At 74.3% G+C, this 24081-nt stretch carries 22 protein-coding genes; 14 read left to right on the top strand and 8 right to left on the bottom strand.

Translation table 11 applies throughout. The features are described 5' to 3' along the window. The first annotated feature begins 141 nt into the window (after positions 1 to 141). On the top strand, positions 142 to 750 hold the full coding sequence (locus ACIQFU_RS26320; RefSeq protein WP_402554642.1) for a flavin reductase family protein: 609 nt from the start codon (positions 142 to 144) through the stop codon (positions 748 to 750). Between the two features lie 48 nt (positions 751 to 798). Further along, on the top strand, positions 799 to 1269 hold the full coding sequence (locus ACIQFU_RS26315; protein WP_402554641.1) for a GNAT family N-acetyltransferase: 471 nt from the start codon (positions 799 to 801) through the stop codon (positions 1267 to 1269). A gap of 6 nt (positions 1270 to 1275) precedes the next feature. Here the strand turns inward: ACIQFU_RS26315 and arfB are convergent, their stop codons facing one another. Continuing rightward, positions 1276 to 1713 (bottom strand): alternative ribosome rescue aminoacyl-tRNA hydrolase ArfB, encoded by a 438-nt coding sequence (gene arfB / locus ACIQFU_RS26310; protein ID WP_402554640.1) that lies wholly within the window; start codon positions 1711 to 1713, stop codon positions 1276 to 1278. Between the two features lie 191 nt (positions 1714 to 1904). On the opposite strand from arfB, the gene ACIQFU_RS26305 reads away from it, so the two are divergent. Further along, positions 1905 to 2480 (top strand): TerD family protein, encoded by a 576-nt coding sequence (locus ACIQFU_RS26305; RefSeq protein ID WP_402554639.1) that lies wholly within the window; start codon positions 1905 to 1907, stop codon positions 2478 to 2480. A 194-nt stretch (positions 2481 to 2674) separates the two neighbouring features. After that, positions 2675 to 4090: a M1 family metallopeptidase gene (locus ACIQFU_RS26300; RefSeq protein WP_402554638.1), complete on the top strand. Its 1416-nt coding sequence runs from the start codon at positions 2675 to 2677 to the stop codon at positions 4088 to 4090. Positions 4091 to 4093: 3 nt separating this feature from the next. Here ACIQFU_RS26300 and ACIQFU_RS26295 read toward each other — a convergent pair whose 3' ends face one another. Together ACIQFU_RS26295 and ACIQFU_RS26290 are read right to left on the bottom strand one after the other, a co-directional pair. Further along, positions 4094 to 5092: a GNAT family N-acetyltransferase gene (locus ACIQFU_RS26295; RefSeq protein WP_402554637.1), complete on the bottom strand. Its 999-nt coding sequence runs from the start codon at positions 5090 to 5092 to the stop codon at positions 4094 to 4096. A 51-nt stretch (positions 5093 to 5143) separates the two neighbouring features. Then, positions 5144 to 6217 carry an NAD(P)-dependent alcohol dehydrogenase gene (locus ACIQFU_RS26290; protein ID WP_402554636.1) on the bottom strand — a complete coding sequence of 358 codons (1074 nt, stop codon included), beginning with the start codon at positions 6215 to 6217 and terminating at the stop codon, positions 5144 to 5146. A gap of 108 nt (positions 6218 to 6325) precedes the next feature. Here ACIQFU_RS26290 and ACIQFU_RS26285 point away from each other — a divergent pair, with 108 nt between their 5' ends. Continuing rightward, positions 6326 to 6937 carry a TetR family transcriptional regulator gene (locus ACIQFU_RS26285; protein ID WP_402554635.1) on the top strand — a complete coding sequence of 204 codons (612 nt, stop codon included), beginning with the start codon at positions 6326 to 6328 and terminating at the stop codon, positions 6935 to 6937. A gap of 117 nt (positions 6938 to 7054) precedes the next feature. Then, positions 7055 to 7555 (top strand): hypothetical protein, encoded by a 501-nt coding sequence (locus tag ACIQFU_RS26280; RefSeq protein WP_402554634.1) that lies wholly within the window; start codon positions 7055 to 7057, stop codon positions 7553 to 7555. 18 nt (positions 7556 to 7573) lie between these two features. On the opposite strand, the gene ACIQFU_RS26275 is transcribed toward ACIQFU_RS26280, so the two are convergent. Further along, positions 7574 to 8278: a pentapeptide repeat-containing protein gene (locus tag ACIQFU_RS26275; RefSeq protein ID WP_402554633.1), complete on the bottom strand. Its 705-nt coding sequence runs from the start codon at positions 8276 to 8278 to the stop codon at positions 7574 to 7576. Between the two features lie 163 nt (positions 8279 to 8441). Here ACIQFU_RS26275 and ACIQFU_RS26270 point away from each other — a divergent pair, with 163 nt between their 5' ends. The 4 genes from ACIQFU_RS26270 to ACIQFU_RS26255 all read left to right on the top strand — a co-directional run bounded on the left by ACIQFU_RS26270 (position 8442) and on the right by ACIQFU_RS26255 (position 13365). Next, on the top strand, positions 8442 to 9602 hold the full coding sequence (locus ACIQFU_RS26270; RefSeq protein WP_402554632.1) for an NAD(P)-binding protein: 1161 nt from the start codon (positions 8442 to 8444) through the stop codon (positions 9600 to 9602). A 74-nt stretch (positions 9603 to 9676) separates the two neighbouring features. Further along, the gene (locus ACIQFU_RS26265) at positions 9677 to 10693 is read left to right on the top strand and encodes a zinc-binding dehydrogenase (RefSeq protein WP_402554774.1); all 1017 of its coding nucleotides are present in this window, start codon (positions 9677 to 9679) and stop codon (positions 10691 to 10693) included. Positions 10694 to 10773: 80 nt separating this feature from the next. Next, positions 10774 to 12285 (top strand): MFS transporter, encoded by a 1512-nt coding sequence (locus ACIQFU_RS26260; RefSeq protein WP_402554631.1) that lies wholly within the window; start codon positions 10774 to 10776, stop codon positions 12283 to 12285. Between the two features lie 99 nt (positions 12286 to 12384). Next, positions 12385 to 13365, top strand: coding sequence for an ArsR/SmtB family transcription factor (locus tag ACIQFU_RS26255; protein WP_402554630.1), 981 nt, complete (start codon positions 12385 to 12387; stop codon positions 13363 to 13365). Positions 13366 to 13422: 57 nt separating this feature from the next. Here the strand turns inward: ACIQFU_RS26255 and ACIQFU_RS26250 are convergent, their stop codons facing one another. Next, positions 13423 to 13893 carry a hypothetical protein gene (locus ACIQFU_RS26250; RefSeq protein ID WP_402554629.1) on the bottom strand — a complete coding sequence of 157 codons (471 nt, stop codon included), beginning with the start codon at positions 13891 to 13893 and terminating at the stop codon, positions 13423 to 13425. A 77-nt stretch (positions 13894 to 13970) separates the two neighbouring features. Further along, a complete protein-coding gene (locus ACIQFU_RS26245; protein WP_402554628.1) occupies positions 13971 to 14921 on the bottom strand; it encodes a hypothetical protein in 951 nt (316 codons plus the stop codon). Between the two features lie 119 nt (positions 14922 to 15040). On the opposite strand from ACIQFU_RS26245, the gene ACIQFU_RS26240 reads away from it, so the two are divergent. Further along, positions 15041 to 15922, top strand: a complete 882-nt coding sequence (locus tag ACIQFU_RS26240) for an aminoglycoside phosphotransferase family protein (RefSeq protein WP_402554627.1) — start codon at positions 15041 to 15043, stop codon at positions 15920 to 15922. A gap of 10 nt (positions 15923 to 15932) precedes the next feature. Here ACIQFU_RS26240 and ACIQFU_RS26235 read toward each other — a convergent pair whose 3' ends face one another. After that, positions 15933 to 19175 (bottom strand): AAA family ATPase, encoded by a 3243-nt coding sequence (locus ACIQFU_RS26235; RefSeq protein WP_402554626.1) that lies wholly within the window; start codon positions 19173 to 19175, stop codon positions 15933 to 15935. A gap of 309 nt (positions 19176 to 19484) precedes the next feature. Here ACIQFU_RS26235 and ACIQFU_RS26230 point away from each other — a divergent pair, with 309 nt between their 5' ends. The 3 genes from ACIQFU_RS26230 to ACIQFU_RS26220 all read left to right on the top strand — a co-directional run bounded on the left by ACIQFU_RS26230 (position 19485) and on the right by ACIQFU_RS26220 (position 23061). Then, complete coding sequence (locus ACIQFU_RS26230; RefSeq protein WP_402554625.1) at positions 19485 to 20186, top strand: LuxR C-terminal-related transcriptional regulator; 702 nt, start codon at positions 19485 to 19487, stop codon at positions 20184 to 20186. 146 nt (positions 20187 to 20332) lie between these two features. Further along, complete coding sequence (locus ACIQFU_RS26225) at positions 20333 to 21010, top strand: DUF4255 domain-containing protein (RefSeq protein WP_402554624.1); 678 nt, start codon at positions 20333 to 20335, stop codon at positions 21008 to 21010. A gap of 5 nt (positions 21011 to 21015) precedes the next feature. Further along, positions 21016 to 23061, top strand: a complete 2046-nt coding sequence (locus ACIQFU_RS26220) for an ATP-binding protein (protein WP_402554623.1) — start codon at positions 21016 to 21018, stop codon at positions 23059 to 23061. A gap of 27 nt (positions 23062 to 23088) precedes the next feature. Here ACIQFU_RS26220 and ACIQFU_RS26215 read toward each other — a convergent pair. Beyond that, a partial coding sequence (locus tag ACIQFU_RS26215) for an RICIN domain-containing protein (RefSeq protein WP_402554622.1) occupies positions 23089 to 24081 on the bottom strand: 993 nt, incomplete at its 5' end.

The following is a 24081-nucleotide window of genomic DNA, read 5'->3' as shown; positions in this document are numbered from 1 at the left end:
GAGTGGGGATCCCGCGTTTTCCCTGTGCGTTTACCGAACGCAAAGTTTGTAGGTATGCGCACGTCTCCTCCCATGGTCCTAGGTCCCGGTTCGGACCGGGGTCCGATGCCGGGCGCACGCACCGGAGATTAGCGTGACGGGGTGCCGAACACTCCCCCTCTCACGTCCCCCGGGGCCCTCACGTCCCCCGCGTCCCCGTTCCCGTCGCCCGCCTCCGGGCATTCTGAGGGGGTGAGCAACGAGGAGTTCCGTGCCGCCATGTCCCGGCTGGCCTCGGGCGTGGTCCTGGTGACCGCGCAGGAGCCGCCGCTGGACCCCGACGACCCGCTGGCGCCGCGCGGCGAGGACGTCGGCATGACGGCCACCGCCTTCTTGTCGGTGTCCCTGGACCCGCCGCTGGTCCTGGTCAGCCTGCGCGAGGGCTCCCGCATGGACGACCTGCTGGACGAGCAGCCCCTGTGGGCGGTGTCCGTCCTGTCCGAGAGCCAGCGGCACATCGCGGGCCGCTTCGCGATGAAGGGCCGCGTCAGCGACCGCCTCCTGTTCGCCGACATCCCGTACGTGCGGGGCGAGGCGACCGGGGCGCCCCTGGCGGGCGGCGCCCTGGCGACCCTGGAGTGCCGCACCGAACAGCGGGTGCCGGCCGGCGACCACACCCTGGTGATCGGCCGCGTCCTGACCGCCGCCCTGCCGAGCGCGGACGGAGGGCCGCTGACGTACTTCCGGGGCCGGTACCGGCAGCTGGGCTGAGCGGTGATTCGCTCGTCCGGCACGCGGGCGCCCGCCTAGGGTGCGCGCATGACGACCGGCACCACGCTCCGCCTGGAGAAGATCACCCCCGCGAACATCGAGGCGGCGCTCGCCGTACGGGTGCGCCCCGAGCAGGAGTTCGCCGTCTCACCGGTGGTGAAGTCCCTCGCCGAGGCCTACGTCCACCACGGCGTCGCCTGGCCCCGGCTCATCGTCGACGGCGACCGTCCGGTCGGCTTCCTGATGGCCTTCTTCGGCATCGACTGGCACGGGGACGGCAGCGTCCTGCGTTCCGGGCTGTGGCGGCTGAACGTCGCGGCAGGCGAACAGCGCCACGGTTACGGCCGGTTCGCCGTCGAGTCGGTGGCGGCGGAGGTACGGCGCCGTGGCGGCAAGGAGTGCTACGTCACCTGGCACCCGGGCCCGGACGGCCCCGAGAACTTCTACCTGGGCCTCGGCTTCCGTCCCAACGGCGAGAAGTCCGAGGGGGAGACGGTCGGCGTGCTGGAGCTGGACTGACCGGTCTCAGTCCCAGTTCTTCGGGGAGCGCCCCCGCTTGGTCTGGGAGCGCTCCTTCTTCTCCCGCAGCCGCCGCTCGTTGATGCCGCGCGGGACGCGGGTCGGCCTGCGCGGCCTGGGCGGCGGCGCGGTGGCCTCGGCGAGGAGGGCGGCCAGCCGCACGGCGGCCGTCTCGCGGTTGCGCCACTGGGAGCGGTGCTCGGAGGCGCGGACGGTGACGACCCCGCCGGACAGGCGCCCGGCCAGCCGCTCCAGCGCCCGCTGCTTCCACACCTCGGGCAGGGCCTCGGTCCGCGCCAGGTCGAAGCGCAGCTCCACCGCCGTGTCCGTGGTGTTGACGTGCTGTCCGCCGGGCCCCGAGGAACGCGAGAAACGCCAGACGAGCTCGGCCTCGGGCAGGGAGACGGAGCCGCGGATGACATGGGGACCGGACATGTCCTCCATGTTCCCGCCCCCGGGCGGCCCACGTCACCCGAATATCCGCGGTCCGTTCTGCCGGTCCGCTCTCCCGGCCGGTTCTCCCCGTCCGGGTAAAGAAAGTAAAGAGAGACGGAACCTTGTGGACCCCTCTCGACGTTCATGGTGGTAGCTGTAGCTTTCTTGCCGTACGTAAACGAGGGAAGGGACTCCCAACAATGGCTGTAAGCCTGTCCAAGGGTGGCAACGTCTCGCTCACCAAGGAGGCTCCGGGCCTGACCGAAGTCACCGTGGGGCTCGGCTGGGACGTCCGCACCACCACCGGCACCGACTTCGACCTCGACGCCTCCGCGATCGCGGTCAACACCGAGGGCAAGGTCTACTCCGACGCCCACTTCGTCTTCTTCAACAACAAGCAGACGCCGGACAACACGATCGTCCACACCGGTGACAACCGCACCGGCGAGGGCGCCGGCGACGACGAGGCGATCAACGTCAACCTGGCCGGCCTGCCGGCCGACGTCGACAAGATCGTCTTCCCGGTCTCGATCTACGACGCCGAGAACCGCTCGCAGAACTTCGGCCAGGTGCGCAACGCCTACATCCGCATCCTCAACCAGGCCGGCGGCGCCGAGATCGCCCGCTACGACCTGTCCGAGGACGCGGCCACCGAGACCGCGATGGTCTTCGGCGAGCTGTACCGCAACGGCGCCGAGTGGAAGTTCCGCGCCGTCGGCCAGGGCTACGCCTCGGGCCTGGTGGGCATCGCCCAGGACTTCGGCGTGAACGTCTGAGGTTCACCCGCTCGTTCGCTCCGTACGAAGGTCCCCCGGACGTCCGGCCGGGGGACCTTCGGCGTTCCGTCGGCGGGGCGGTGCGGGGCGTCGGCGTGACGGCACTGGCCCAAGCGGACGCAAGAGTCCCAAGAGGCGGTCCAACAGGCGGTCTCAACAGGCGTTTCACGTGAAACGCCCCATAGGATCACGAGGTGCGCACTCCCCGTCTGCTCGTGACCGCCGCCACCGCCCTCGCCCTCGCGGCGTGCAGTGGAGGCGGCGCGGTCGAGGGCGCCCCCGGCGCTTCGGGGGTGCGCGATCCGTACTTCCCCAAGGCGGGCAACGGCGGCTACGACGTCGGCCACTACGACCTGACCCTGGACTACGACCCCGATACGGACGCCGACGCCGGGCACCTCACCGGCACCGCGGTGATCACCGCCCGCGCGACGGAGGTCCTGTCCGCCTTCAACCTGGACCTCAAGGGCCTGGACGTCGAGCACGTCGAGGTCGAGGGCCGGGACGCCCGCTTCAACCGGGCCGGGCAGGAACTGACGGTGCGCCCCGCCGACGAGTTGGAGGAAGGCGAGACGTTCCGCGTGACGGTCCGCTACTCCGGTGAGCCGCAGACCGTCACCGACCCCGACGGCTCGGAGGAGGGCTGGCTGCCCACGGCCGACGGCGCGGTGGGGCTGGGTGAGCCGACGGGCTCGATGGCCTGGTTCCCCGGCAGCCACCACCCCTCCGACAAGGCGACGTACGACCTCGCGGTGACCGTGCCCAAGGGCCTTGGCGTGGTCTCCAACGGTGAGTTGCGGGACGAGCGGACCCGGGGCGGGCGTACGACGTTCACCTGGCACACCGCCGAGCCGGTGGCGAGCCATGTCGTCACGGTCGCCGTGGGCGAGTGGGAGACCGCCCGCTCCACCACGGACGACGGTCTGACCGTGTACACGGCGGTCGACCCGACACAGGCCGACGCGAGCCGCAAGGTCCTGAAGCGGATCCCCGAGATCATGGAATGGGGACGGGAGAACTTCGGCCCCTACCCCTTCTCCTCCACCGGCGCGATCGTCGACCGGGACGAGGACGCCGGGTACGCCCTGGAGACCCAGAACCGGCCCTACTTCCCCGGCGCCCCCGACACGGTCCTGCTCGTCCACGAACTCGCCCACCAGTGGTACGGGAACTCCGTCAGCCCGAAGACCTGGCGGGACATGTGGCTCAACGAGGGCTTCGCCACCTACGCGGAGTGGCTGTGGGAGGAGGACCACGGTGGCGACACGGCCCAGGAGTCCTTCGAGGCGCTGTACGACGGCACGTACTACGACGACGCGGACGCGAACGCCTCGATCTGGGCGTTCCCGCCCGCGGACCCGCCCGACGCGGCGCACATCTCCGACAGTCCCGTCTACCAGCGGGGCGCCATGGTCCTTCACAAGATCCGCGAGACGGTCGGCGACGACGCCTTCCGGGACCTGCTGAGCGGCTGGGCGGCCGCCCACCGCCACGGCAACGCGGACACCGGGGACTTCACGGCGTACGTGGAGAAGTCGGCGCCGGACGAGGACTTCTCGGAGATCTGGGCGGACTGGCTGCGCGGGGACGGCCGGCCGGACAGCCCCTGAGGCTCACCCTGCGAAGCCCGCGGCTCCCCCGGCTCCTCCGGCTCCCTCGAAGGCGTCGAGCAGCAGGGCCAGGTCCGGCGGCCAGAGCGGCTCGGGCGCCTCGGCGAGTTCGGCCGGGGTCCACCAGCGCCAGGTGAGGATGCCGTCCGCGGCGTGGGCGGCGGCGAGGTCGGCGCCGGTGGGCTCGCGGCGGGGCCCCCGGGCCACGTAGATGTGCTCGTACTGGCGGACGGGGCCGACGCCCAGGTGGGTGAAGTCGTGTTCCCAGGTGCAGAGCAGGGGACCCGGCTCCAGGTCGGTCCAGCCGGTCTCCTCGCGCACCTCGCGCAGGGCGCCCTCGCGGGGGCTCTCGTCCGCTTCGAGGCCGCCGCCGGGCATCGCCCAGTGCACGCCCACCTCGACGTTGTCGTAGCGCAGGAGGAAGACCGCGCCCTGGGGGTCGAGCACGGCGACGCGGGCGGCGTGGCGCGGCACGCGCGGCCTGTCGCTCTCCAGTTCCCTGCGCAGCACCGTGCACGGGCGGCCGGCCCCGGGATCGCGGCGATGGCCGACGGCCGTGTAGCCGAGGGCGGTCCAGAAGGCGAGCGCGTCGGTGTCGCCGTCGAGGACGGCGAGCCGGACGGCAGTGCGGCCCGCGGCGCGGAAGCGGTCCTCGACGAGGGACGCGAGCCGTCTGCCGTGTCCCTGCCGCGCCAGGCCCGCGTCGACCATCAGCAGCCCGATCCACGGGTCCGGGTCGGAGGGATCGGGGTGCCGGGCGAGCGTGATGGCGACTCCCACCAGCCGCCCGGCGTCCCGGGCCAGCAGCACCTCGGCACCCGGCCGCGCCAGTTCGCCGGCGAGCGCGGCCGCCACCTGCTCCGGACGGATGTCCTCCGGGTCGGGGAAGTCGCCGCTCAGCGCGTGGAAGGCGCGGTGGGAGGCGTAGAGGGCGGTGAGTTCGGTGAGGACGGGCCCCGGGATGTCGTGGTCGGGGGCGAGCGTGAGGGGAGTGAGGATCACGGGGGCAACCTATCCGGCCGCCGGGCCGGCCGCCCTGGCCCGCCGCCCGGGTCAGTCCAGGTCGGACAGGTCGAGGACGAAGCGGTGGCGGACGTCGCCCCGGGCCAGGCGGTCGAGGGCCTCGTTCACACGGGCGGAGGGGAGGAGTTCGATGTCGGCGGTGATGCCGTGCGCGGCGCAGAAGGCCAGCATCTCGGCGGTGCCCCTGCGGCCTCCGCTGCCCGCGGAGCTGAGCTTCTTGCGGCCGACGAGCAGGTCGAGGGTGTCCACGGTGACGGGTCCGAGGTGCCCGAGGTGGCTGAGCGTGCCGTCCAGGGCGACCAGGCGCAGGTAGGCGCTCAGGTCGTGCGGTGCGGAGACGGTGTCGATGACGATGTCGAACCGCTCGCGGGCGGCCGCCGTCTGCCCGGGGTCGGTCGAGACGAGGAACCCGCGGGCGCCCAGACGGCGGGCGTCCTCGGCCTTGTCCGGCGACCGGCTGACGACCGTGGTGTCGGCGCCGAGCGCGACGGCGAACTTCACGGCGAGGTGGCCGAGACCACCGAGACCGGCCACGGCGACGCGGGTGCCGGGCCCGGCGCCCAGGGCGCGCAGGGGCTCCCAGACGGTGACCCCGGCGCACAGCAGTGGTGCCGCGGCCGCCGGGTCGAGTCCGGCGGGCAGGGCGTACGCGAACCGTTCGCCGAGCACGTACTCGCGGGAGTAGCCGCCGAGGGTGGGCGATCCGTCGACGCGGTCGGTACCGCCGTAGGTCAGGGTCGGGAAGGCGTGGCAGAAGTTCTCCTGGCCGATCTCGCACATGGCGCAGGCGCCGCAGGAGTCGACGATGTTGCCGACGGCGACCGGGTCGCCCGGCCGGAAACGGGTGACTTCGGCGCCGGCCCCGGTCACCACGCCCGTGAACTCGTGCCCCGGGACCAGGGGCTCCCCGCTCCCGTCGGCGGCGCGGGTCCGCACGGCGTGCAGGTCGGTGTGGCAGACGCCGCAGTAGTCGACCCGGACGGCGAGGTCGTCGGGGCGCAGGTCGCGCCGGTGCAGCGGGGTGCGCCGCAGCGCCCGCGTGGGCGCGGCGCCGTCCGGGTCCTGCGCCTGCGCCTGCGCCTGCCAGCCCGTCGTGGTCCTCATGGCACTCATCAACTCCTCAGACAGACTGTTCGGTCTGTTCGAGCGTAGACGCGCTTGCCGCAGCAGGCAAACCAACTGTTCTGTCTGAGCGTGCGATACCCTGCGGACATGCCCGACCGCACCTCCGACCGCACCCCCGGCCGGCCCCTGACCCCGCGCGGGGCGGCCACCCACCGGCGCATCCTGGACGTCGCGACCCGGGAGTTCGCCGAGCACGGGATCGCCGGGGCGCGCGTCGAGCGGATCGTGGCCGCCGCGCGCACCAACAAGGCGCAGCTCTACGCTTACTTCGGCAGCAAGGACGGCCTGTTCGACGCGATCTTCTTCGGCTCGCTGGACCGCATCGTGAACGTCGTGCCGATCGACGCCGACGACCTCGCGGACTGGGCCGTGCGCCTCTACGACGAGTATCTGCGCCGCCCCGACCTCATCCGGCTGGCCACCTGGGCGCGACTGGAGCGGCGTCCGGCGGGCCACCTGGTCGACGACGCCGACCGCCGTGACGACGCCAAGCTCCGCGCCATCGCCGAGGCCCAGGCGGCGGGGCGGGTGCGGCCCGGGGAGCCGTTCGACGTGCTGGCCCTCGTCATCGCCATGTCCATGGCCTGGTCACCGGTCAGCAACGTCTACGCGGCGACCGCCGACGAGCCCGAGGACGTGCACGAACGGCGGCGCGCCGTGCTCCGCGACACGGTCCGCCGCGCCACGTCACCGCACTGACCGCGCCCGCCGGAGCCGACCGCTGCCGCCCGGCCGGAGCCGGCCGCTGCCGTCCCGCCGGGAGCGACCGGGGTCGCGGCGCGTGGGCGGTTCCGCGTCCGTGACACCATCACCTGCGTGCTCGACATCGGCTACGCCCTCTCCACCCGCTTCCCGGACCCGCCGCAGACGGACTACCGGAGCGCGGACGTCCACGCCCTGCGGCACGACCTGTTCTGCGGGGACGTGTATCTCGCCGACACCAAGGCGGACCGGGAGCTGTCCACAGCCTGGGGATGGGTGCCGGTGCTCGACTTCGCGTGGGCGCTGTGCGACATCGTGGAGCAGGTCGACCGGGACCCGGCGGGCTCCCGGGCCGCCCGGCCGCAGCGGGCGGAGCTGGACTTCACGGAATCCACCGACCGCCTGCTCTTCGAGCGCCGCTTCGGCTGGGTCGACATCGAGGCGGAGTGGCTTCCGGCGACCGAACCCCCGATCTCCTTCTCCCACGGCGAACTGCGCCGGGAGGCCCGGGACTTCCTGCACGACCTGCTCGCCGACCTCACCGACCTGCACGAGGACCTGGCGGACAACCCGGCGATCTGGTCCCTCCAGGCCCGCTTCCCCCGGCTGCCCTGAGCACCGGACGGCCGCCCGCTACCCCTCCGCCAGCACCCGCACCCCCAGCTCCGCCGCCAGCACCGGTGCCAGGTCGAGGAGCTGGGCGGGGCTGATCACCGCGCCCGAGAGGCGGTCCACGCCGCGGGACAGCTCCAGCGGGGCGGCGCCGCGCAGGTCGATGTCGGTGAGGGTGGCCGCGCTGAGGTCCGCCTGCTTCAGGGCGCAGTCCACGAACTCGACCCGCTCCAGGCGGGCGCCCCCGAAGTCCGGCTCGACCAGGACGCAGCTCTCGAAGACGACGTCCTTGAGGCGGGCCCGGCGCAGGTTGAGACAGTCGATCTTGCCGCCCCGGACCAGGACCCGTTCCAGTACGGCGCCGTGCAGCTGGGTGCCGCCGAGACGGGCGTCGAGCAGCTCGACGTCGCGCAGGGTCGCCTCCGCGAGGTTCGTGCCCACGCCCCGGACCCCGGTGAGGACCGTGTCCAGCAGCCGGGCCCGGGGCAGCGACGCCTCGTCCAGGGCGCAGCCGGTCAGCGCGCAGTCCATGAAGCGCGCGCCCGCGCCGTCCTGCCCGGTGAGGTCCGTGTCCCGGAAGTCCAGCGCGTCGTAGTCCCCGTCCGGCTCCAGTCCGCCCCCGCCCTCGTACGGCTCCAGCGGCGGCAGCCGCAGCTGGGGGCGCCTCGCCCCACGCACCGCTGTCGTACCGCGCCCGCCCGCCGTTCCCACCGTTCTCCTCGCCATGGCCCCATGCTGCACCCGGCCACTGACAGCCCGCTGTGACCTGCGGAAACATCCGCGCCCCGGCCGCATGTCACATCCGGCACCCCCTCGACCGTCGTACGGGAAGAGGGGCGCCGCACCGGGCGGCCCGACCGTGACCCCGATCCGAGGGAGAACCCGAGCCATGCATCGCATCACCGTCGTCGGCGGCGGCTTCGCCGGTCTGACCGCGGCCATCACCGCCGCCGAGGCGGGCGCCGAGGTCACCGTGCACGAGGCCCACCACACGCTGGGCGGGCGGGCCCGGACGGCCGACGGGCCCTACCGGACCAACGACGGCCCGCACGCCCTCTACAACAGCGGCCCGCACTGGGCCTGGCTGCGCCGGCGCGACCTGATCGGCCCGCTCGCGCCGATCCCGCCGCTGGAGGCGGCCCGGCTGCGGCTGCGGCACAAGGGAGCGCTGCGCCGCACTCCGCCGTTGGCCATGCTGAAGCTGCTGCGCCGGGGGGTCGGACCGGCGCCGGTCGAGACCGACTTCCTGACCTGGGCGACCGGGATCGCGGGCGAGGAGGGGGCGCGGGCCGCCGCCCACTACTGCGCCGTCGCGCTGTTCCACCACGATCCGGGCTCGCTGTCCGCCGCCTTCGTGCAGGAGCGGCTGCGGCGGGCCGCCAAGCTGCCGCCCGAGGCGCACTACCCGCGCGGCGGCTGGGCCGGACTCGTCGACCGGATGGCCGCCCTGGCCTGGAACCTCGGGGTCCGGATCGAGACGCTCTCCCGCGTCGACACGCTGCCCACCGGAAACCCCGTCATCGTCGCCACCTCCCTCGACGCGGCCCGCCGCCTGCTGGACGACCCGGCTCCGACCTGGCCCAGCGGCCGCACCACCCTGGTCGACCTGGCCGTACGGACCCGGCGCGGCGACGCCTTCGCCGTCTCCGACCTGGACGCGCCGGGGTGGATCGAGCGGTTCACCGCCCAGGACCGCACGCTCGCACCGGCGGGCGAGCAGCTGATCCAGGGGCAGATCCCCATTGCCCCGCACGAGTCGAAGGCCGACGGCACCGCACGGGCCGAGCAGCTGCTCGACCTCGGCTTTCCCGGCTGGCGCGAGCGGCTGACCTGGCGGCGCGAGGCGGTCGCGAACGGCCGCACGGGCGCCGTCGACCCGCCCGGCACCACCTGGCGCGACCGGCCGGCCGTCGACCGGGGCGACGGCGTCTACCTCGCCGGTGACCAGGTCGCCTCGCCCGGCCTGCTCTCCGAGGTCTCCTTCAACAGCGCCCTGACGGCGGTCTCCCTCGCCCTGGGCCGGCGGGAGCTTGACCTCAAGCATGCTTGAGGTCGTTGAGTGGGGGCCGTACCGACCCGGAGCAGCCGCACTCCTCGGCTGCGCGCTTCCCCTGGGGGACCGTCATACACGCCATCCGTCTGCACGCCTTCGGCCCGGCCGGGAACCTCGTCCTGGACGAGGTCGAGGACCCGGCGCCGGGTCCGGGCCAGGTCCGGATCGCCGTCCGCGCGGCGGGCGTCCACCTCCTGGACACCGCCCTGCGCCAGGGCATCCGGGGCCCGGCGCCCGCGCTCCCCGAGCTGCCCACGATCCCCGGCCGCGAGGCCGCCGGCGTCGTCGACGCCGTCGGGGCGGGCACGCCGGAGAGCCGGCTGGGCAGGCGCGTCGTCGCCCACCTCGGCTTCGCCCCCGGCGGCTACGCCGAACTCGCCGTCACCGACCTCGCCCGCGTCCACGAGATCCCCGAGAACCTGGACTTCGCCCAGGCCGTCGCCATGATCGGCACGGGGCGTACGACGATGGGGATCCTGCAGTTCGCCGAGCTCGGCCCCGGCTCCGTGGCCGTCGTGACGGCCGCCGCGGGCGGCATAGGCACGCTGCTGGTGCAGTACGCGAAGAACGCCGGTGCCACGGTGGTCGGCCTCGCCGGCGGGCCGGAGAAGACCGCCCGGGTCGCCGCGAACGGCGCCGATCTCGCCGTCGACTACAAGGATCCCCGGTGGCCGGAGAAGGTCCGCGCCCACCTGGGCGGCGACGGGGTTCCCGCCGCGCGTTCGGAGCCCGGCGCGGGGAAGGCCACCGTCGTCTTCGACGGCGTCGGCGGGGACATCGCCCGCGAGGCCGTCGCCCTGCTCGGGCCCGGCGGCCGGCACCTGGTCTTCGGCTGGTCGGGCAAGGGCCCGCACGACGGCACCCCCTACCTCGTCGACGGCGTCTCCCAGCAGGTGCTCGGCCCGGTGATGATGGAGCGGGCCGGCGGCGCAAACCCCGTACGCACCCTGGAACTGCGGGCACTCGCCGAGGCCGCCGAGGGCCGGCTGGTCCCGGCCGTACGGCGCTTCCCGCTCGCCGAAGCCGCCGCCGCGCACCGTGCCCTGGAGAGCCGCGGGACGACCGGGAAGGTGGTCCTGGAGCCATGACCGGCGGCCCGCGGCGCGGATGCCGTCGGGGGCGCACGCAACGGGATGCGATACCTCCTGAATCGTGGTCTTCTGGCCAGATGAGTGGCTCCCGGACAGGCCGGACAGGCGGGCCCGCCGCGCCCGCGGAGGCCGACCCCCACCGCTGGTGGGGGCTGGTGGTGATCGCCCTGGCCCAGCTGATGGTCGTCCTCGACGCGACGATCGTGAACATCGCGCTGCCCTCGGCCCAGCGCGACCTGGACATGTCCGACGCCAACCGGCAGTGGGTGATCACCGCGTACACCCTCGCGTTCGGCGGTCTGCTGCTGCTCGGCGGGCGGGTCGCGGACCTGGTGGGGCGCAAACGCACCTTCGTCATCGGCCTGATCGGCTTCGCCGCCGCCTCCGCGATCGGCGGCGCCGCCACCACGTCGGTGATGCTCTTCGGCGCCCGCGCCCTCCAGGGCGTCTTCGCCGCCGTGCTCGCGCCGTCGGCGCTGTCCCTGCTGACGACCACGTTCACCGACCCCCGGGAACGCGGCAAGGCCTTCGGCATCTACGGCGCGCTGGCCGGCAGCGGCTCCGCGATCGGCTTCATCGTCGGCGGCGTGCTCACCGAGTACCTGAACTGGCGCTGGTGCCTGTACGTCAACATCCCCATCGCCGTCATCGCGGTGATCGGCGCGTTCGCCCTGCTGCACGACCGGCCCGGCCACGCCGACGCCCGTCTCGACGTGCCCGGCGTCGTCCTCGGCTGCGGCGGACTCGTCGCCCTCGTCTACGGCTTCAGCGAGGCCCAGCCCCGGGGCTGGACCGACGCGCTCGTGCTGGCCCTGTTCGCCCTGGCCGTGGTGCTGCTGGCCGCGTTCGTGTGGTGGCAGACCCGGGCGCGGACGCCCCTGCTGCCGCTGCACGTCATCCGGGAGCGCAACCGCGCGGGCTGCTTCCTGACGATGATGCTGGCGGTCATCGGCATGTTCGGGCTGTTCCTGTTCATGACCTACTACCTCCAGGTCATCCTCGGCTACTCCCCCGTGCGGACCGGCCTGGCGTTCCTGCCGCTGACCGTCGCGATCGTCGTGGGCTCCACCCAGATCTCGGCCCGGCTGCTGCCGCACGTGAGTCCGCGCATGCTGATGGTGCCCGGCATGCTGCTCGCCTCCGGCGGCATGGTGATCCTCACGCGGATCACCGTGCGCTCGGAGTACGTCTCCGAGATCCTTCCCGCGCTGCTCCTGATGGGCCTCGGCATGGGCCTGACCTTCATGCCGGTGTTCTCCACGGCCACCGCAGGCGTCGCCCCGAAGGACTCCGGCGTGACCTCCGCGACGGTCAACACCTCGCAGCAGGTGGGCGGCTCGATCGGCACGGCGCTGCTCAACACCATCGCGACCGGCACCAGCGCGTCCTGGATCGCCTCGCACCTGACCGACCCCTCGCAGCGGGAGCTGATCGTCCGGGAGGGCATCGTGCACGGGTACACGGTCGCCATCTGGGTGGCCGCCGGGGTCATGCTGCTGGCGGGGCTGGTCGCGGGCCTGATGGTGACGGCCAAGGCGCCGAAGCACGGGACTCCGGCGGAGCGGCCGGTGCCGGAGCCGGTGGCCTGAGGGGGAGGGCCCCCGGGGAGCAACTGGCCGAAACACCCCTTGTTCGCCCTGTTTGGCATGGCGAGAGTCTTATGCCGTGTGAGCGACAACGGGGGAAACATGTTGCGTATCCACTTCACCGGCGCCGATCTGGAGAACGTGCGCCTGGCCCGACGCCCGGACCTCCTGTGGGAGGTCGTGTGCAGCGTGTGCCGGCTGCAGACCCGTGAGGAGCCTCTCGCCTTCGACGCGTGGCGGCGCACGGCCGGAACGCTGCTGCGCCGGGGCGGGGCCGCCGGGAGGTCGGCCCTGGCGTTGCGCAGTCTCGTGCCGAACGCCGCCTACTTCCCGGACTTCCTCACCCCGCCGTCGCAGGACGCCGCCGACGACCTCCAGGTGTCCGTCGACCGCGTGCTCACGACGCCGCGCCGTCGTCTGCGTCAGGAGATGACCCTGCTGGCGGCGGACGGCGCCCGGCCCTGGGCGGGCGCGGCACTGGCACGCGGGGACGCCCGTGCGCTGACCGAGCTGGGCGGGCATCTGCGCACCTACTACGAGCAGTTCGTGGCTCCCCTGTGGGACCGCGTCCACGCGGCCACGACGGCGGACCTGACGCTGCGCACCCGCGCCCTGCTGGACGGCGGGAACCACGCGCTGCTCAACAGCCTGCGGCCGATGGCGGTGTGGGAGTCGCCGGTGCTGACGGTCGACTACCCGGTCGACCGCGATCTGCACCTGGGCGGCCGCGGCCTGCTGCTGGTCCCGTCGTACTTCTGCGCGCGGCGGCCGGTGGCACTGGCCGACGACGGGTTGCGGCCGGTGCTGGTCTGCCCGGTCGAGAGGACCTTCTCGTGGTCCACCGCCTCCCCGAGAACGCTGGCCCGGCTGCTGGGTGCCACGCGTGCCGCGCTGCTGTACGAGACCGCCGCACGCGAGGCCACCACCTCGGAGCTCGCCAGGGCGGTCGGGGCGTCCCTGCCGAGCGCCAGTCAGCAACTGGCCGCGCTGCGGGACGGCGGACTCGTGGTCAGCCGACGCGACGGCAAGTGTGTCCGGCACACCGCGACCCCGCTCGGCCATCAGCTCCTGACCGGCCGTTGAGCGCGCCCCCCGTCCGGCCCGGGCCGGACGGGGGGCGGTGCGCCGGTGACCCCGGGATCAGGTCAGGAACTTGCTGCAGGCGGACGGCGGCAGCCAACGGTGCGAGCTGATCGCGTCGTTGACGTTGTACCCGCTGGTGAAGTAGTTGTCCCCCAGGTAGTCGGCGTACAGCTCGCCCCGCTTGAGGCAGATGTAGCCGCCGCCCCAGTCCGTTCCGGTCCCGTTGAGGAACTGCACGGCCGTGTACGTGGTGCCCGACGTCGTCCCCTTGTTCAGGACGGAGCTGGCCCTGTTGGTGTCGCTGCCCTGGAAGGCACCCTGGCCGTTGCCCCAGTTGGAGTCGTTGCCGGCCGACTGGCCCAGCATGTCGCCTCCGCAGTAGGCGTTCTGATAGGCCCGCATGTAGCCCGTCGGCATGCCGTTCCACGCGTTGTCGCACGCGGTCGCGGCCTGTGCGGTGCCGGCGGGCAGGGACACCCCGAGCAGCGCGATGCCGACGGCCGCCGTCGCGGCGAACCATTTGCGCATGACTTCCTCCTGTCGGTTGGAAGGGTGGAGCACCCGCAGCGCGCGTCGGCTGCGGGAGTCTGGAAAGGGGAGGGGTCTCAGGCCGTCGCGTCGTGGACGATCTCGTGCGCACGCGCCAGGGCGGACAGCCGCAGGCGCTGGTAGGTGCGGACGTCCTCGCGGTAGCGGACGGTCTTCTCGGCGCGGTACTCGCGCTCCAGCGCACGTCCGGTGGCGGCGAGCCGCGTCGTGGTCGCGCAGGTCGCCTCGTCGACGGCGAGGCGCACTTCGACCGCGTGCGCTTCCGCGTCGTCCAACCCCTCGGTCAGTGCGGGCAGTTCCGCCCGCACCGCGGGTGGGTCGGGGTAGTCGTGCCCCTTGGTGCGCATACACGCCGACCAGGCCCCGACCGCCTCGCGGAAGCGTTTGTCCCTGACGAGGTCCGGGACGAAGAGCGGGGTCAGGTTCGTGGCGATCGCCTGTACCCGGAACCAGGTCGCGAAGTCGCCGTAGAGCTCGCCCTGGGCCGCCGCCCGGCAGCCGTCGCGGGGCGTCCTGACCGTGCCGCCCTGGGGCAGCTCGACCGTGAGCGCGTCCTCGGCGAGCCGGCCGCCCAGCGTCGCGTCGTACCGCATCCGGCGGTTGCGCGGCAGGGAGTTCAGGTACGAGACGTTCGGGCCGCTGCGCCGGGCCTTCTCGGCCTTCTTCGCGAACTGCCCGCCGTAGCCGTACTTCCGTGCCCAGCCGACGTCGTCGAGGACGTACCCGAAGCCCTCCCGCTCCGCGGTGCCGTCCTCGGCCGCCGGCCAGAACGAGAATCCCGCCTCCGCCATGCACTGCCGGACGAGCAGGCCCTCGGCCCGGTCGAGCACGGCCTCCTCGGCCGTGGTGAGGTCCCGCACCGGCCCGCTGCCGTCCGTGGGCCGCGCGGGTCCGGTGGCCCCCGGCCCGCCGCACCCGACGGCCGCCATCAGGACGACCGCCGTCGCCGCCGTGCCGGCCGCCGCCCGCACTCTCGTGCCGCCCGGAGCAACTCCGTGAACACGCATGTCCCGTCCCCCGCTCCCCCGTGCCCGTCCTCGGGCCCGACCGACGGTGGCAGGCGCCGGGAGAGGCGGTCCATCCCTTTGGGCATGGCCAAAGGGACGGGCCGGTAGCGTTGCCCGACATGATCGGGGTTCCGGACGCACTCGCCCGCTCGCAGGCGAAGCACAACGGGGAGGCGGGGCGCGCCTTCGTGGCCGGGCTGCCCGCGCTGGCGGCCGGGTTCCTGGAGCGGTGGGAGCTGCGGCTGGACGGACCGTCGATGCACGGGTGGGCGGCGCTGGTGCTGCCGGTCGTGCGGCGCGACGGCACCGGGGCCGTGCTGAAGCTCCAGATCCTCGACGCGGAGACCGAGGGCGAGCCCGTCGCGCTGCGGGTGTGGGACGGGGACGGCGCGGTGCGGCTGCTCGACCACGACGCGGCCACCGGGACCATGCTCCTGGAGCGCCTGGACTCCGGCCGCACGCTCACTCACGTCGAGGACTCCCGCGAGGCCGTCCTGGTCGTCGCCCGGCTGCTCGCGCACCTCACCGCGACGCCCGCGCCGCCCGGTGTGCGCCGGCTCGGGGACATCGCACGGGGCATGCTGGAGCGGACGCCCGGCGCGCTGGAGCGCATCCCGGACCCGGCGGACCGGCGGCTGGTCGCCGACTGCGCCGCCGCCCTGCGCGAGGTGGCCGACGAGCCGGGCGACCGGCTGCTGCACTGGGACCTGCACTACGACAACGTGCTCGCCGCGGACCGCGCCCCCTGGCTCGCCATCGACCCCAAGCCGCTGGCCGGCGACCCCGGGTTCGACCTGCTGCCCGCCCTGGACAACCGCTACGAACCGGCCGGGACCCGGTGGCGTTTCGACGCCATGACCGACGTACTCGGCCTCGACCGGCAGCGGGCCCGTGCCTGGTCCCTCGGCCGCGTGCTGCAGAACAGCCTGTGGAACGTCGAGGACGGCGACCCGCTGGAGACCGAGCAGCTGGAGATCGGGCGGCTGCTGCGCGGCCTGTGAGGGGACGCCCTCAGCACCGGGTGTCGGGGCGCGGCTCCCGTTCCCGGTGTCCGCCGCGCTCCAGGGCGCCCGGCAGTTCCGTCCGGCGCCGTATCCGCAGCTTGCGGTAGGTGCTGGTCAGATGGGTCTCCACGGTGCGCCGGGCGAGGTGGAGGAGTGCGGCGATCTCGGTGTTGGTGCGGCCGTCGGCGGCCAGTTCGGCGATCCGGCGCTCGCTGCCGGTCAGTGCCCCGGCGCCGGTGCGGGACGCCACGGAGCCCCGGGCGCCGCCCTCGCGCAGGGCCTGTCCCGCCTGGGTGAGCCAGCGCAGCGCGCCCTTGCGTTCGGCGAGGTCCGCCGCCTCGCGCAGCCGGGCCCGGGCGCGCCCGCGTTCGCCCGCGTCGAGGAGCTGGCGGCCCTGGGCGAGCAGTGCGGGGATCAGCTCCATGCCGGTGTCGGCGGGTGCGTCGCGCAGGGTCCGTACGGCTTCCTCGGCCAGCTCGAGACCGCGGCGCCCGCCGGTCGCGGTGCCCAGCACGCGCAGGGCGCGGCCCACGGTGCGCGGGGTGTTCCACACCCTGGCCAGCCGCAGTTCCTCCGTCGCCAGGGCCAGCGCCTCGGGGCCGCTGCCGAACGCCAGCCGGATCTCCGCGACGGCGGTCCGCCACGGGGTGACGACCGGGCTGACCACCTCGCGGGCCGACTGGCGCCGCCCGCACTCCAGGAAGTCGTGGAGCGCTCCCGTCGGGTCGCCGGCGGCGGCGCGCAGCACGCCCCGCGCGTACAGGTAGCGGTTCAGCTCCCAGTTCTCCGGCGCCTCGCGCAGGTCGAAGCGGTCCGCGAGGCGCAGAGCCTCGTCGGTGCGGCCGGTGTGGACCAGCGCCATCAGGGCGTGGGCGTCGCGGTTGGTGGGACCGGGACCCGGCCCGGGGTCGGCGGCGAGGGCGAGCAGCCGGGCGTGGTCGCCGCGGGAGGCAACGATGTCGGCGCGGGTGTTGAGCAGCGCGTGCTGCATCGGGTGCAGCAGGGCGGGGTGCTGCCCGGCGAGGCCGCGTTCCACGAGCCGCTCGGCCTCCTCGAGTTCGTCGGCCCACTGGGCGACCGCGGCGGCCGTGCCGAGGAGGAAGGGCTCGGCGAGCGGGTCGGTGGGCTGGGCGAGCAGGTCCCGTACCCGTGTCATCGCCTCGTCGGCGGAGATCAGCCCGGCCGTCGCCGCGTGCCGCACCAGCAGGGCCTGTCCGGCGGTGCCGACCAGTTCCGGGGAGTGCCGGCCGGTCTCGGACAGCCACCGGTAGACCTGCTGCCGGGTCGCCAGGTCCTCGTCGGACAGCAGGGCGCCGGCCGTCTGCACGGTGCGTGCGAGCCCCGGGTGGGCGGACAGCCGGCCCTCGGTGCGGCGCAGCACCTCCATCGCCGTGCGGATCTCGCCGCGGCCGGCCAGGGCAGTGCCGAGGGCGACGGCGGTGCGCACCTGGTTGCGGGGCTCGGCCGGCAGGTGCTGGGCCTCGGCGAGCCGCGCGATGGCGGCCGGGGTGTCGGCCGACGCGTACTCCAGGGAGCCCAGTTCGGTCAGCAGCCGCTGCCGCAGGTCGTCGGGCAGCGGTTCGTCCAGCGCCCGGCGCAGGTAGGCGACGGCGTCGGCGGGCCGGGCGTCGTGCACGGCGACCGTCACGGCGTCGCGCAGGACGCGCAGCGCCCAGGACAGGCCGACGGCAGGGGTGCGCAGCAGGTGCCGGGCGACCGCCTCGACCCGGTCGCCGCGGCGCAGCGTCGCCTCCGCCGCCGCCCGGTGCACGGCCTCGCGGCGCGGCCGGGGCCAGCCGCTGAGCACGGCGTCGCGCAGCAGCGGGTGCGCGTAGCGGGGGCGGCCGCCCGTGTCGGGGCGCAGCAGGCCGAGCCGGGTCATGGCGGCGAGCCACCCCTCGATCCGCACGGGGTCGGCCCCGGCCGCATCGGCGAGCACGTCGACCGGGTCCCCGGCCGGGCCTCGCGCCGCGGACGGGCCGGTGGTGCGCCACGGCGCCGCCCGGGGGACGTGCGCGGGCGGATCGGTGCGGCCGTGGCCCGCGGCGCCGATTGCGGGCCGCGGGCGGCCGTCGTACGGGGCGTGGACCGCGTACGGGTACGGCGGGTACGGCATCTCGGCGGCGGGCTCGGTGGGGTGCGGGTAGGGGCCGTGCTCCCCCGGGTCCGCGAGGAGGTCCGCCGCCCCGGGCGCCGGCAGGAGCGTCCCGCGCGCGTACGGCGACGGCGGTGCCTGCGGGTCCCGGCCGCCGTCCCCCGCGTCCGCGCTCCACACGTCCCGGCAGCCCGGGGCGGTGTCGCCGGACCGCCGGGTCCGCACCGCCGGTGTGTCGCGCGGGTGCCGGTGCACGGGCTCGAACGGCGGCGTCTGCGGGTGCGGCAGGGCATGCCGAAGCGCGCCCCGGCGCGGCTCCCGGCCCGCGGGCCAGGCCTGTTCCAGGGCGGCGAGGCAGCGCGCCACGTCGGCCGTCGCGGGACCCGCGCTGTTCAGCCACCAGGAGACGGCGGCCGGGTAGGACCCGGGGTACAGCGCGGCGCAGGTGTCCGGCACGGGCGGGACGCCGTCGGGGTGCGGGGTGCCGCCGAGGTCGTCCAGCAGGGCGTGCAGGAGCAGCGGGCTGCCCGCGCCGGCCAGGACGACCTCCCGCGTCCAGGCCGCGGACGCGTCCGGGAAGGCGTCGCGGACCAGCCCGGCCGCCGCCGCGTCGCCGAGCGGGGCGAGGGTGTGGGTGCGCACCAGGGACGGCGGCAGCGCCTGGGTGAGTCCGGGCGGCCGGGGGTCGACGTCGTACTGGCTGCGCTCGGTGGCGACCAGCAGTACCGGTAATCGGTCGACGTGCCGGGCCGCCTCCGCCAGCCAGCGGCGCGAGGAGTCGTCGGCGAGGTGGACGTCGTCGACGGCCACCATGACCGGGCCCTCGGCCGCGTACGAGCGCAGCAGCCGCCACAGCCGGGCCGCGCTGCCCCGGTCGTCGCCGGCGGGCGCCATGTCGGTGAACTCCGGTACGGGCCCGAGGAGATGGAGGACCATGGCGAAGGGCACCGGGGTGTCCTCGGGCGAGCAGCGCACGCGCAGCACCCTGACGCCCCGGTCCTCGGCGTGCCGGGCGGCGGTCTCCAGGACGGCGGTGCGTCCGGTGCCGCTGGCGCCGCGCAGCAGGACGAGGCGGCCGGTGCCGGCCCGGGCACGCTCGGTCTCCGCGGCCAACAGCGCGTGGGCGTCGTCGCGTTCACGGAGCGGTCCGGTCATCGGTGCCTCCTGTGGTGGATGGTGCTCCCCCGGTGTGTGAGACGAACGGCTGCGGCGAACGGTGGTGCGAAGTGGCGCGGGTCACGGTGGCACGCGGCACTCCACACGGTCCCGCACGTCCTTGTGCGAGCCCTGTGACCTGCCGGGACACCCGCCAGAGGGCCGTTCGTGGCGGCCGGCGCACTGGTCTCGTGGTGTACCTCGTGGTGGTCCACGATTGCGAAGTCCCAGCAGTCCCATAAGTGTGGAACACGCACATCCGCTACCGGCCTGTGCCGTATTGCGGGCACGTGAACAGGGGGGAAACGGTTGCTCAACTCACCCCGGAACACCACCACATCCGTCACGACCACCACCTCGGCCCGCGGCTCCGGCGCCGCCGCCGGCGTCGTCGACCGGCGGGTCCCGGTGGCGGTGTCCGCTCCGGACCCGATCAGCCGCGAGGGCGCGGTCAGCCAGTTGCGCCGGCACCCGGAGATCGACCTGCGCGAGGAGTCGGGGCCCGGCACGGTGGCCCTGCTCATCGAGGACGCGCTCGACGACACGGCGCTCACCCGGCTGCGCCGCATCGTGCGCAGCGAGGGCGCCCGCGCCGTGCTCGTGGTCGGCGCGATCCGCGAGAGCGAGCTGCTCGACGTCGTCGAGTGCGGCGTCGGCGCGATCGTCTGGCGGCACGAGGCCACCGCCCACCGGCTGGTGCAGGCCGTACTGGCCGCCTCGCGCGGCGACGGCGACCTGCCCGCGGACCTGCTGGGCCGGCTCATCAGCCAGGTGGGCACCCTGCACCGGGGCGCGGCGGGCCGCCCCGGCGCCCCCTCGCTGGGCCTCGCACCCCGAGAGGTGGACGTCCTGCGGCTGGTCGCCGAGGGTCTCGACACCGGAGAGATCGCCGGCAAGTTGTCCTACTCCGAACGCACCGTCAAGAACGTCATGCACGGACTCACCACGCGGCTCCATCTGCGCAACCGCGCCCACGCCGTGGCCTATGCCCTCCGGGAAGGTTACATCTGACCGAACGGGCAATCGAACGCGGACCCTTCGGTCCGCACGGGCAGCGTGTCCTGCCCGGCCGCCGTCCCCGTGGCACGTGCGGGCGGGTGGGCACCGGGGCACGATCGACGGTGGATGTCCATGACGGGCGAGGCGGGAGCACGAGCGTGATCCACGAGGTGGACGAGGTCCTCAAGACCCTCCTCAAGGGCGGGGCGTTGACGGACTCGGGCATCGACGTGGCCTTCGAGGCACCCACCCGCGACTGGGCGGCCCGGCGCAACGCGCCCGTCGTCAACACCTACCTGTACGACATCCGCGAGGACGTGGGCCGCCGGCACCGCGGCCAGGTGGCGGTGCGCGACCAGGACGACATCGTCGTCAAGCGCCGGCAGCCGCCGCGCTGGTTCCGGCTGTCGTACCTGGTGACGGCCTGGACGAAGACCCCGCAGGACGAACACCGGCTGCTGTCCGCCGTACTGGCGACGCTGCTTCCGCGCGAGCAGCTGCCCCCCTCCGAACTCCCGGGGGCGCTCGGGGCGATGGGGCTGCCGGTGCCGATCACGGTGGCGGGCGCCCAGACCGAGTCCCGTTCCCTCGCCGAGATCTGGTCCGCCCTGGGCGGCGAGCTGAAGCCGTCCCTCGACCTGGTCGTGACCGCACCCTTCCCGGCCTTCCCGGAGTACGACGCCGGGCCTCCGGTCACCGAGGGCGCGACGGTCCGGGTCGGCGGCGTCGAGGGCGACCCGCCCATGTCCGAGGGCCGCTCGCACCGGCCGCACCAGGTGGTGGCGGCCCGTGCTGCCCGCAAGGCCCTGCCGGGCGGTCCCACGAAGCGACAGTGACAACCGTGACGACTGTGAACACCCCCGGCACCGATCCTTGGTCGGCCGCCCCGGGCGCCGCGTCCGACGACCCCGCCCGGACGCTCCTCGCCCGCCTCGGCGTCCTGCGGGAACGGGTGACCGCGCTGGTCGAGCACCGCAGCGCCGCCGACCCCACGGCCGACGACCCGCTGCGCGGCCTGTACCTGCCCGACGAGGCCGTCCACCACCTGCTGCGCACCTGGCCGTCCGGCGACCCCGGGCCCGCGCCCGTGGAACCGGTCTCCGACGGCACACCGGCCGGCCCCGGGGACCGGCTGGCGCGGCTGGCCGGGCGGGCGGGACTGACCGAGCTGGACACCGCCGCCCTGCTGGTCGCCCTCGCTCCCGACGTCGACCGCACCTTCGAGCCGCTCTACGGCTACCTCAACAACGACGTGAGCCGTCGCCGCGCGACCGTGGGCCTCGCCCTCGACCTGTGCGGAGTGCCCGCGCACGCGGCCGCCGCCCGGGCCCGGTTCCACGTCTCCGCGCCGCTGCGCTCCCTCGGCCTGCTGGAGGTGGAGGAGCCCGAGCGGCCCTTCCTCACCCGTTCGCTGCGGGCCCCGGACCGGCTGATCGGCCATCTGCTCGGCGACGACGCCCCCGACGCCCAACTCCTCGGCATGCTGACCGCGATGCCGGAACCGCTGCCCGCCGCGGGCGCCGACGCCGACGCCTTCGTACGCCGGCTGGCCGCCCGGCTGCGCGAGGGTCCGCTCACGGCCTACCTGCGCGAGCCGCGCGAGGGCGACGGCCTGGCCGCGCTCGCCCGTGCCCTGGACGCCGCGGGCATCGACGCGCTGCGCTGCACCGACCCCGAGGACCACGTACCCGAGTTGCTGCGCGAGGCCCGGCTCGGCGGCCGGGCGATCGTGGTGTCGGGCCTGCCCGAGAAGCCGGGCCCGTTGGTGCGGGCGCTGACCGCCGCCACCGGCGTGACCGTACTCATGACGGACCCGCGCCCCTACGACCCGCACTGGGCCCCGGCCGACCCGCTGGTCCTGGACGCACCGGGCCGCCGGGCCGGGGGCGCCGCCGCCTGGCGGGCCGCGCTGGGAGCCGACGCCGACGGGTTCGACCTGGCCTCGGCCGTCGCCCCGTACCGGCTCGGCGGGGACCGCATCCAGCGGGCCGCGCACACCGCCCGCGCCCTCGCCGCCTTCGACGGCACCCCCGTCACCGCCGACCACGTCCGGCTCGCCGCCCGCCGCCAGTCCGCCTCCGGTCTGGAGAGCCACGCCCGGCGCATCCGGCCCGCCGTGGACTGGGGGGACCTGGTACTGCCCGACAAGCCCCTGGTCCAGCTCCGCGAGCTCGCCCTGCGCGCCCGCCACCGCGACCGCGTCCTCGGCGACTGGCGCCTCAGCGCGGGCGGCGGACGCGGACGCGGTGTCCTCGGGCTGTTCGCGGGCGAGTCCGGCACCGGCAAGACCCTGTCGGCGGAGGTGGTCGCCGCCGACCTGGGCCTCGACCTGTACGTGGTCCAGCTGTCGTCGGTGGTCGACAAGTACGTCGGCGAGACCGAGAAGAACCTGGAGCGGATCTTCACGGAGGCCGACCGCACGGACGCCGTGCTCCTCTTCGACGAGGCCGACGCCGTCTTCGGCAAGCGCTCCGAGGTCAAGGACGCCCACGACAAGTACGCCAACATGGAGAGCGCCTACCTGCTCCAGCGCCTCGAGTCCTTCGACGGCATCGCCCTGCTCACCACCAACCTGCGCGCCAACATCGACGAGGCCTTCACCCGGCGCCTGGACCTGGTGGTCGACTTCCCGTTCCCGGACGTCGACCAGCGCCTGGCGCTGTGGCGGCACAGCCTGTCGCGGGTCCCGTCCGCCGACGGCATCGACCCGGGCGGGCTGGCCCGGGAGTTCGAGCTGGCCGGCGGTTCGATCCGCAGCGCGGTCGTCACGGCCGCGTACCTCGCCGCCGGACGCGACGACGTGGTGACGGCGGACGACCTCCTGGAGGGCGCCCGCCGCGAGTACCGCAAGGCCGGCCGGCTGGTCCCGGGCGAAGGCGGCTGGTGACCGCCGGGGCCCGGACCGCCCGGGCCGTCAGCCCTTCTTCGGGTGGATGATCTCCCACTCCTGGTCGTCGACGTTGCCGCAGTTGTCGAGCACCATCTTGGAGAAGAGGGCGCCGCCGTTCGCGCCCTCCACGCCGAGGCACTTCTGGTTGCTGGAGAAGTTGCGGATCCAGTAGGCCCCGCTCTCCTGCTTGTCGACCCACCAGAGCTGGTTGTCGTTCGGAGTGGTGCTGTCGCAGTGGAACTCGGTGACGGGCGTCCCCACGGCGGCGGCACCGTGGTAGGGCAGGTCCATGCAGTACTTGTCCTTGATGTTCCGGATCTGGAAGAGCGGCGCCCCGCCGGGGCCGGCCTTCGGGTACTTGACCTCAAGGTCCCAGATCTGGTTGTCCCCGTCGGTGTCGTCGCAGACGGCCTGCTGGACGGGTCCGTCGAGCTCGCCCTTCTCCCGCCCGGGGAGTTCGGCGCACATGTGGCTGGTGGTGTTCCGCAGCAGGATGTTCCGCGCGGGGACCACCGGTTTCACGGCCGGCTTGTCGGGCTTCTTGGACTCGCCGCCGCCCTTGTCCCCGTCGCCCTTGTCCGCACCGCCGCCGTCGTCCTTCGACTCCTGCGTGGCCGGCTGCTGCACCTGCGGCTGCTCGGCGGGCGCGGATTCGGCGGTGCTGGGCAGGGTCTCCGGGGTGGCACTGGGACTGGGCGCGAGCGCCACACCTGCCTGCTGGGTCTGCTCGGTGGCGCTGGTGCGGACCTGCGGCTTGTAGGCGATCCAAATCATCACGAACGCGATCGCCAACGCCAGGAAGACCCCGAAGAACGTCGCCAGCCACCGAGGCAGGAACCCCCGCTGCACATACGTGCCCTCGACCTCGGTCGGATCCACCCCCGACCGCCGCACCGCCAGCGTGTAGGGCCGCTCCTCCTTCGAACCGAACCAGATGATCCGCTTCGGCTTCAGCGTCGTCTCCACGAACGCCGCACGCCCCGGCTCGATCTGCACGTTCCCCGGACGCAACTCGTA

It is taken from the genome of Streptomyces sp. NPDC093065, from assembly GCF_044754585.1.
Taxonomy (GTDB): Bacteria; Actinomycetota; Actinomycetes; order Streptomycetales; family Streptomycetaceae; genus Streptomyces.
The sequence above is the reverse complement of the archived record's forward strand: the minus strand, read 5'-3'. Positions and strand labels throughout refer to the sequence as shown.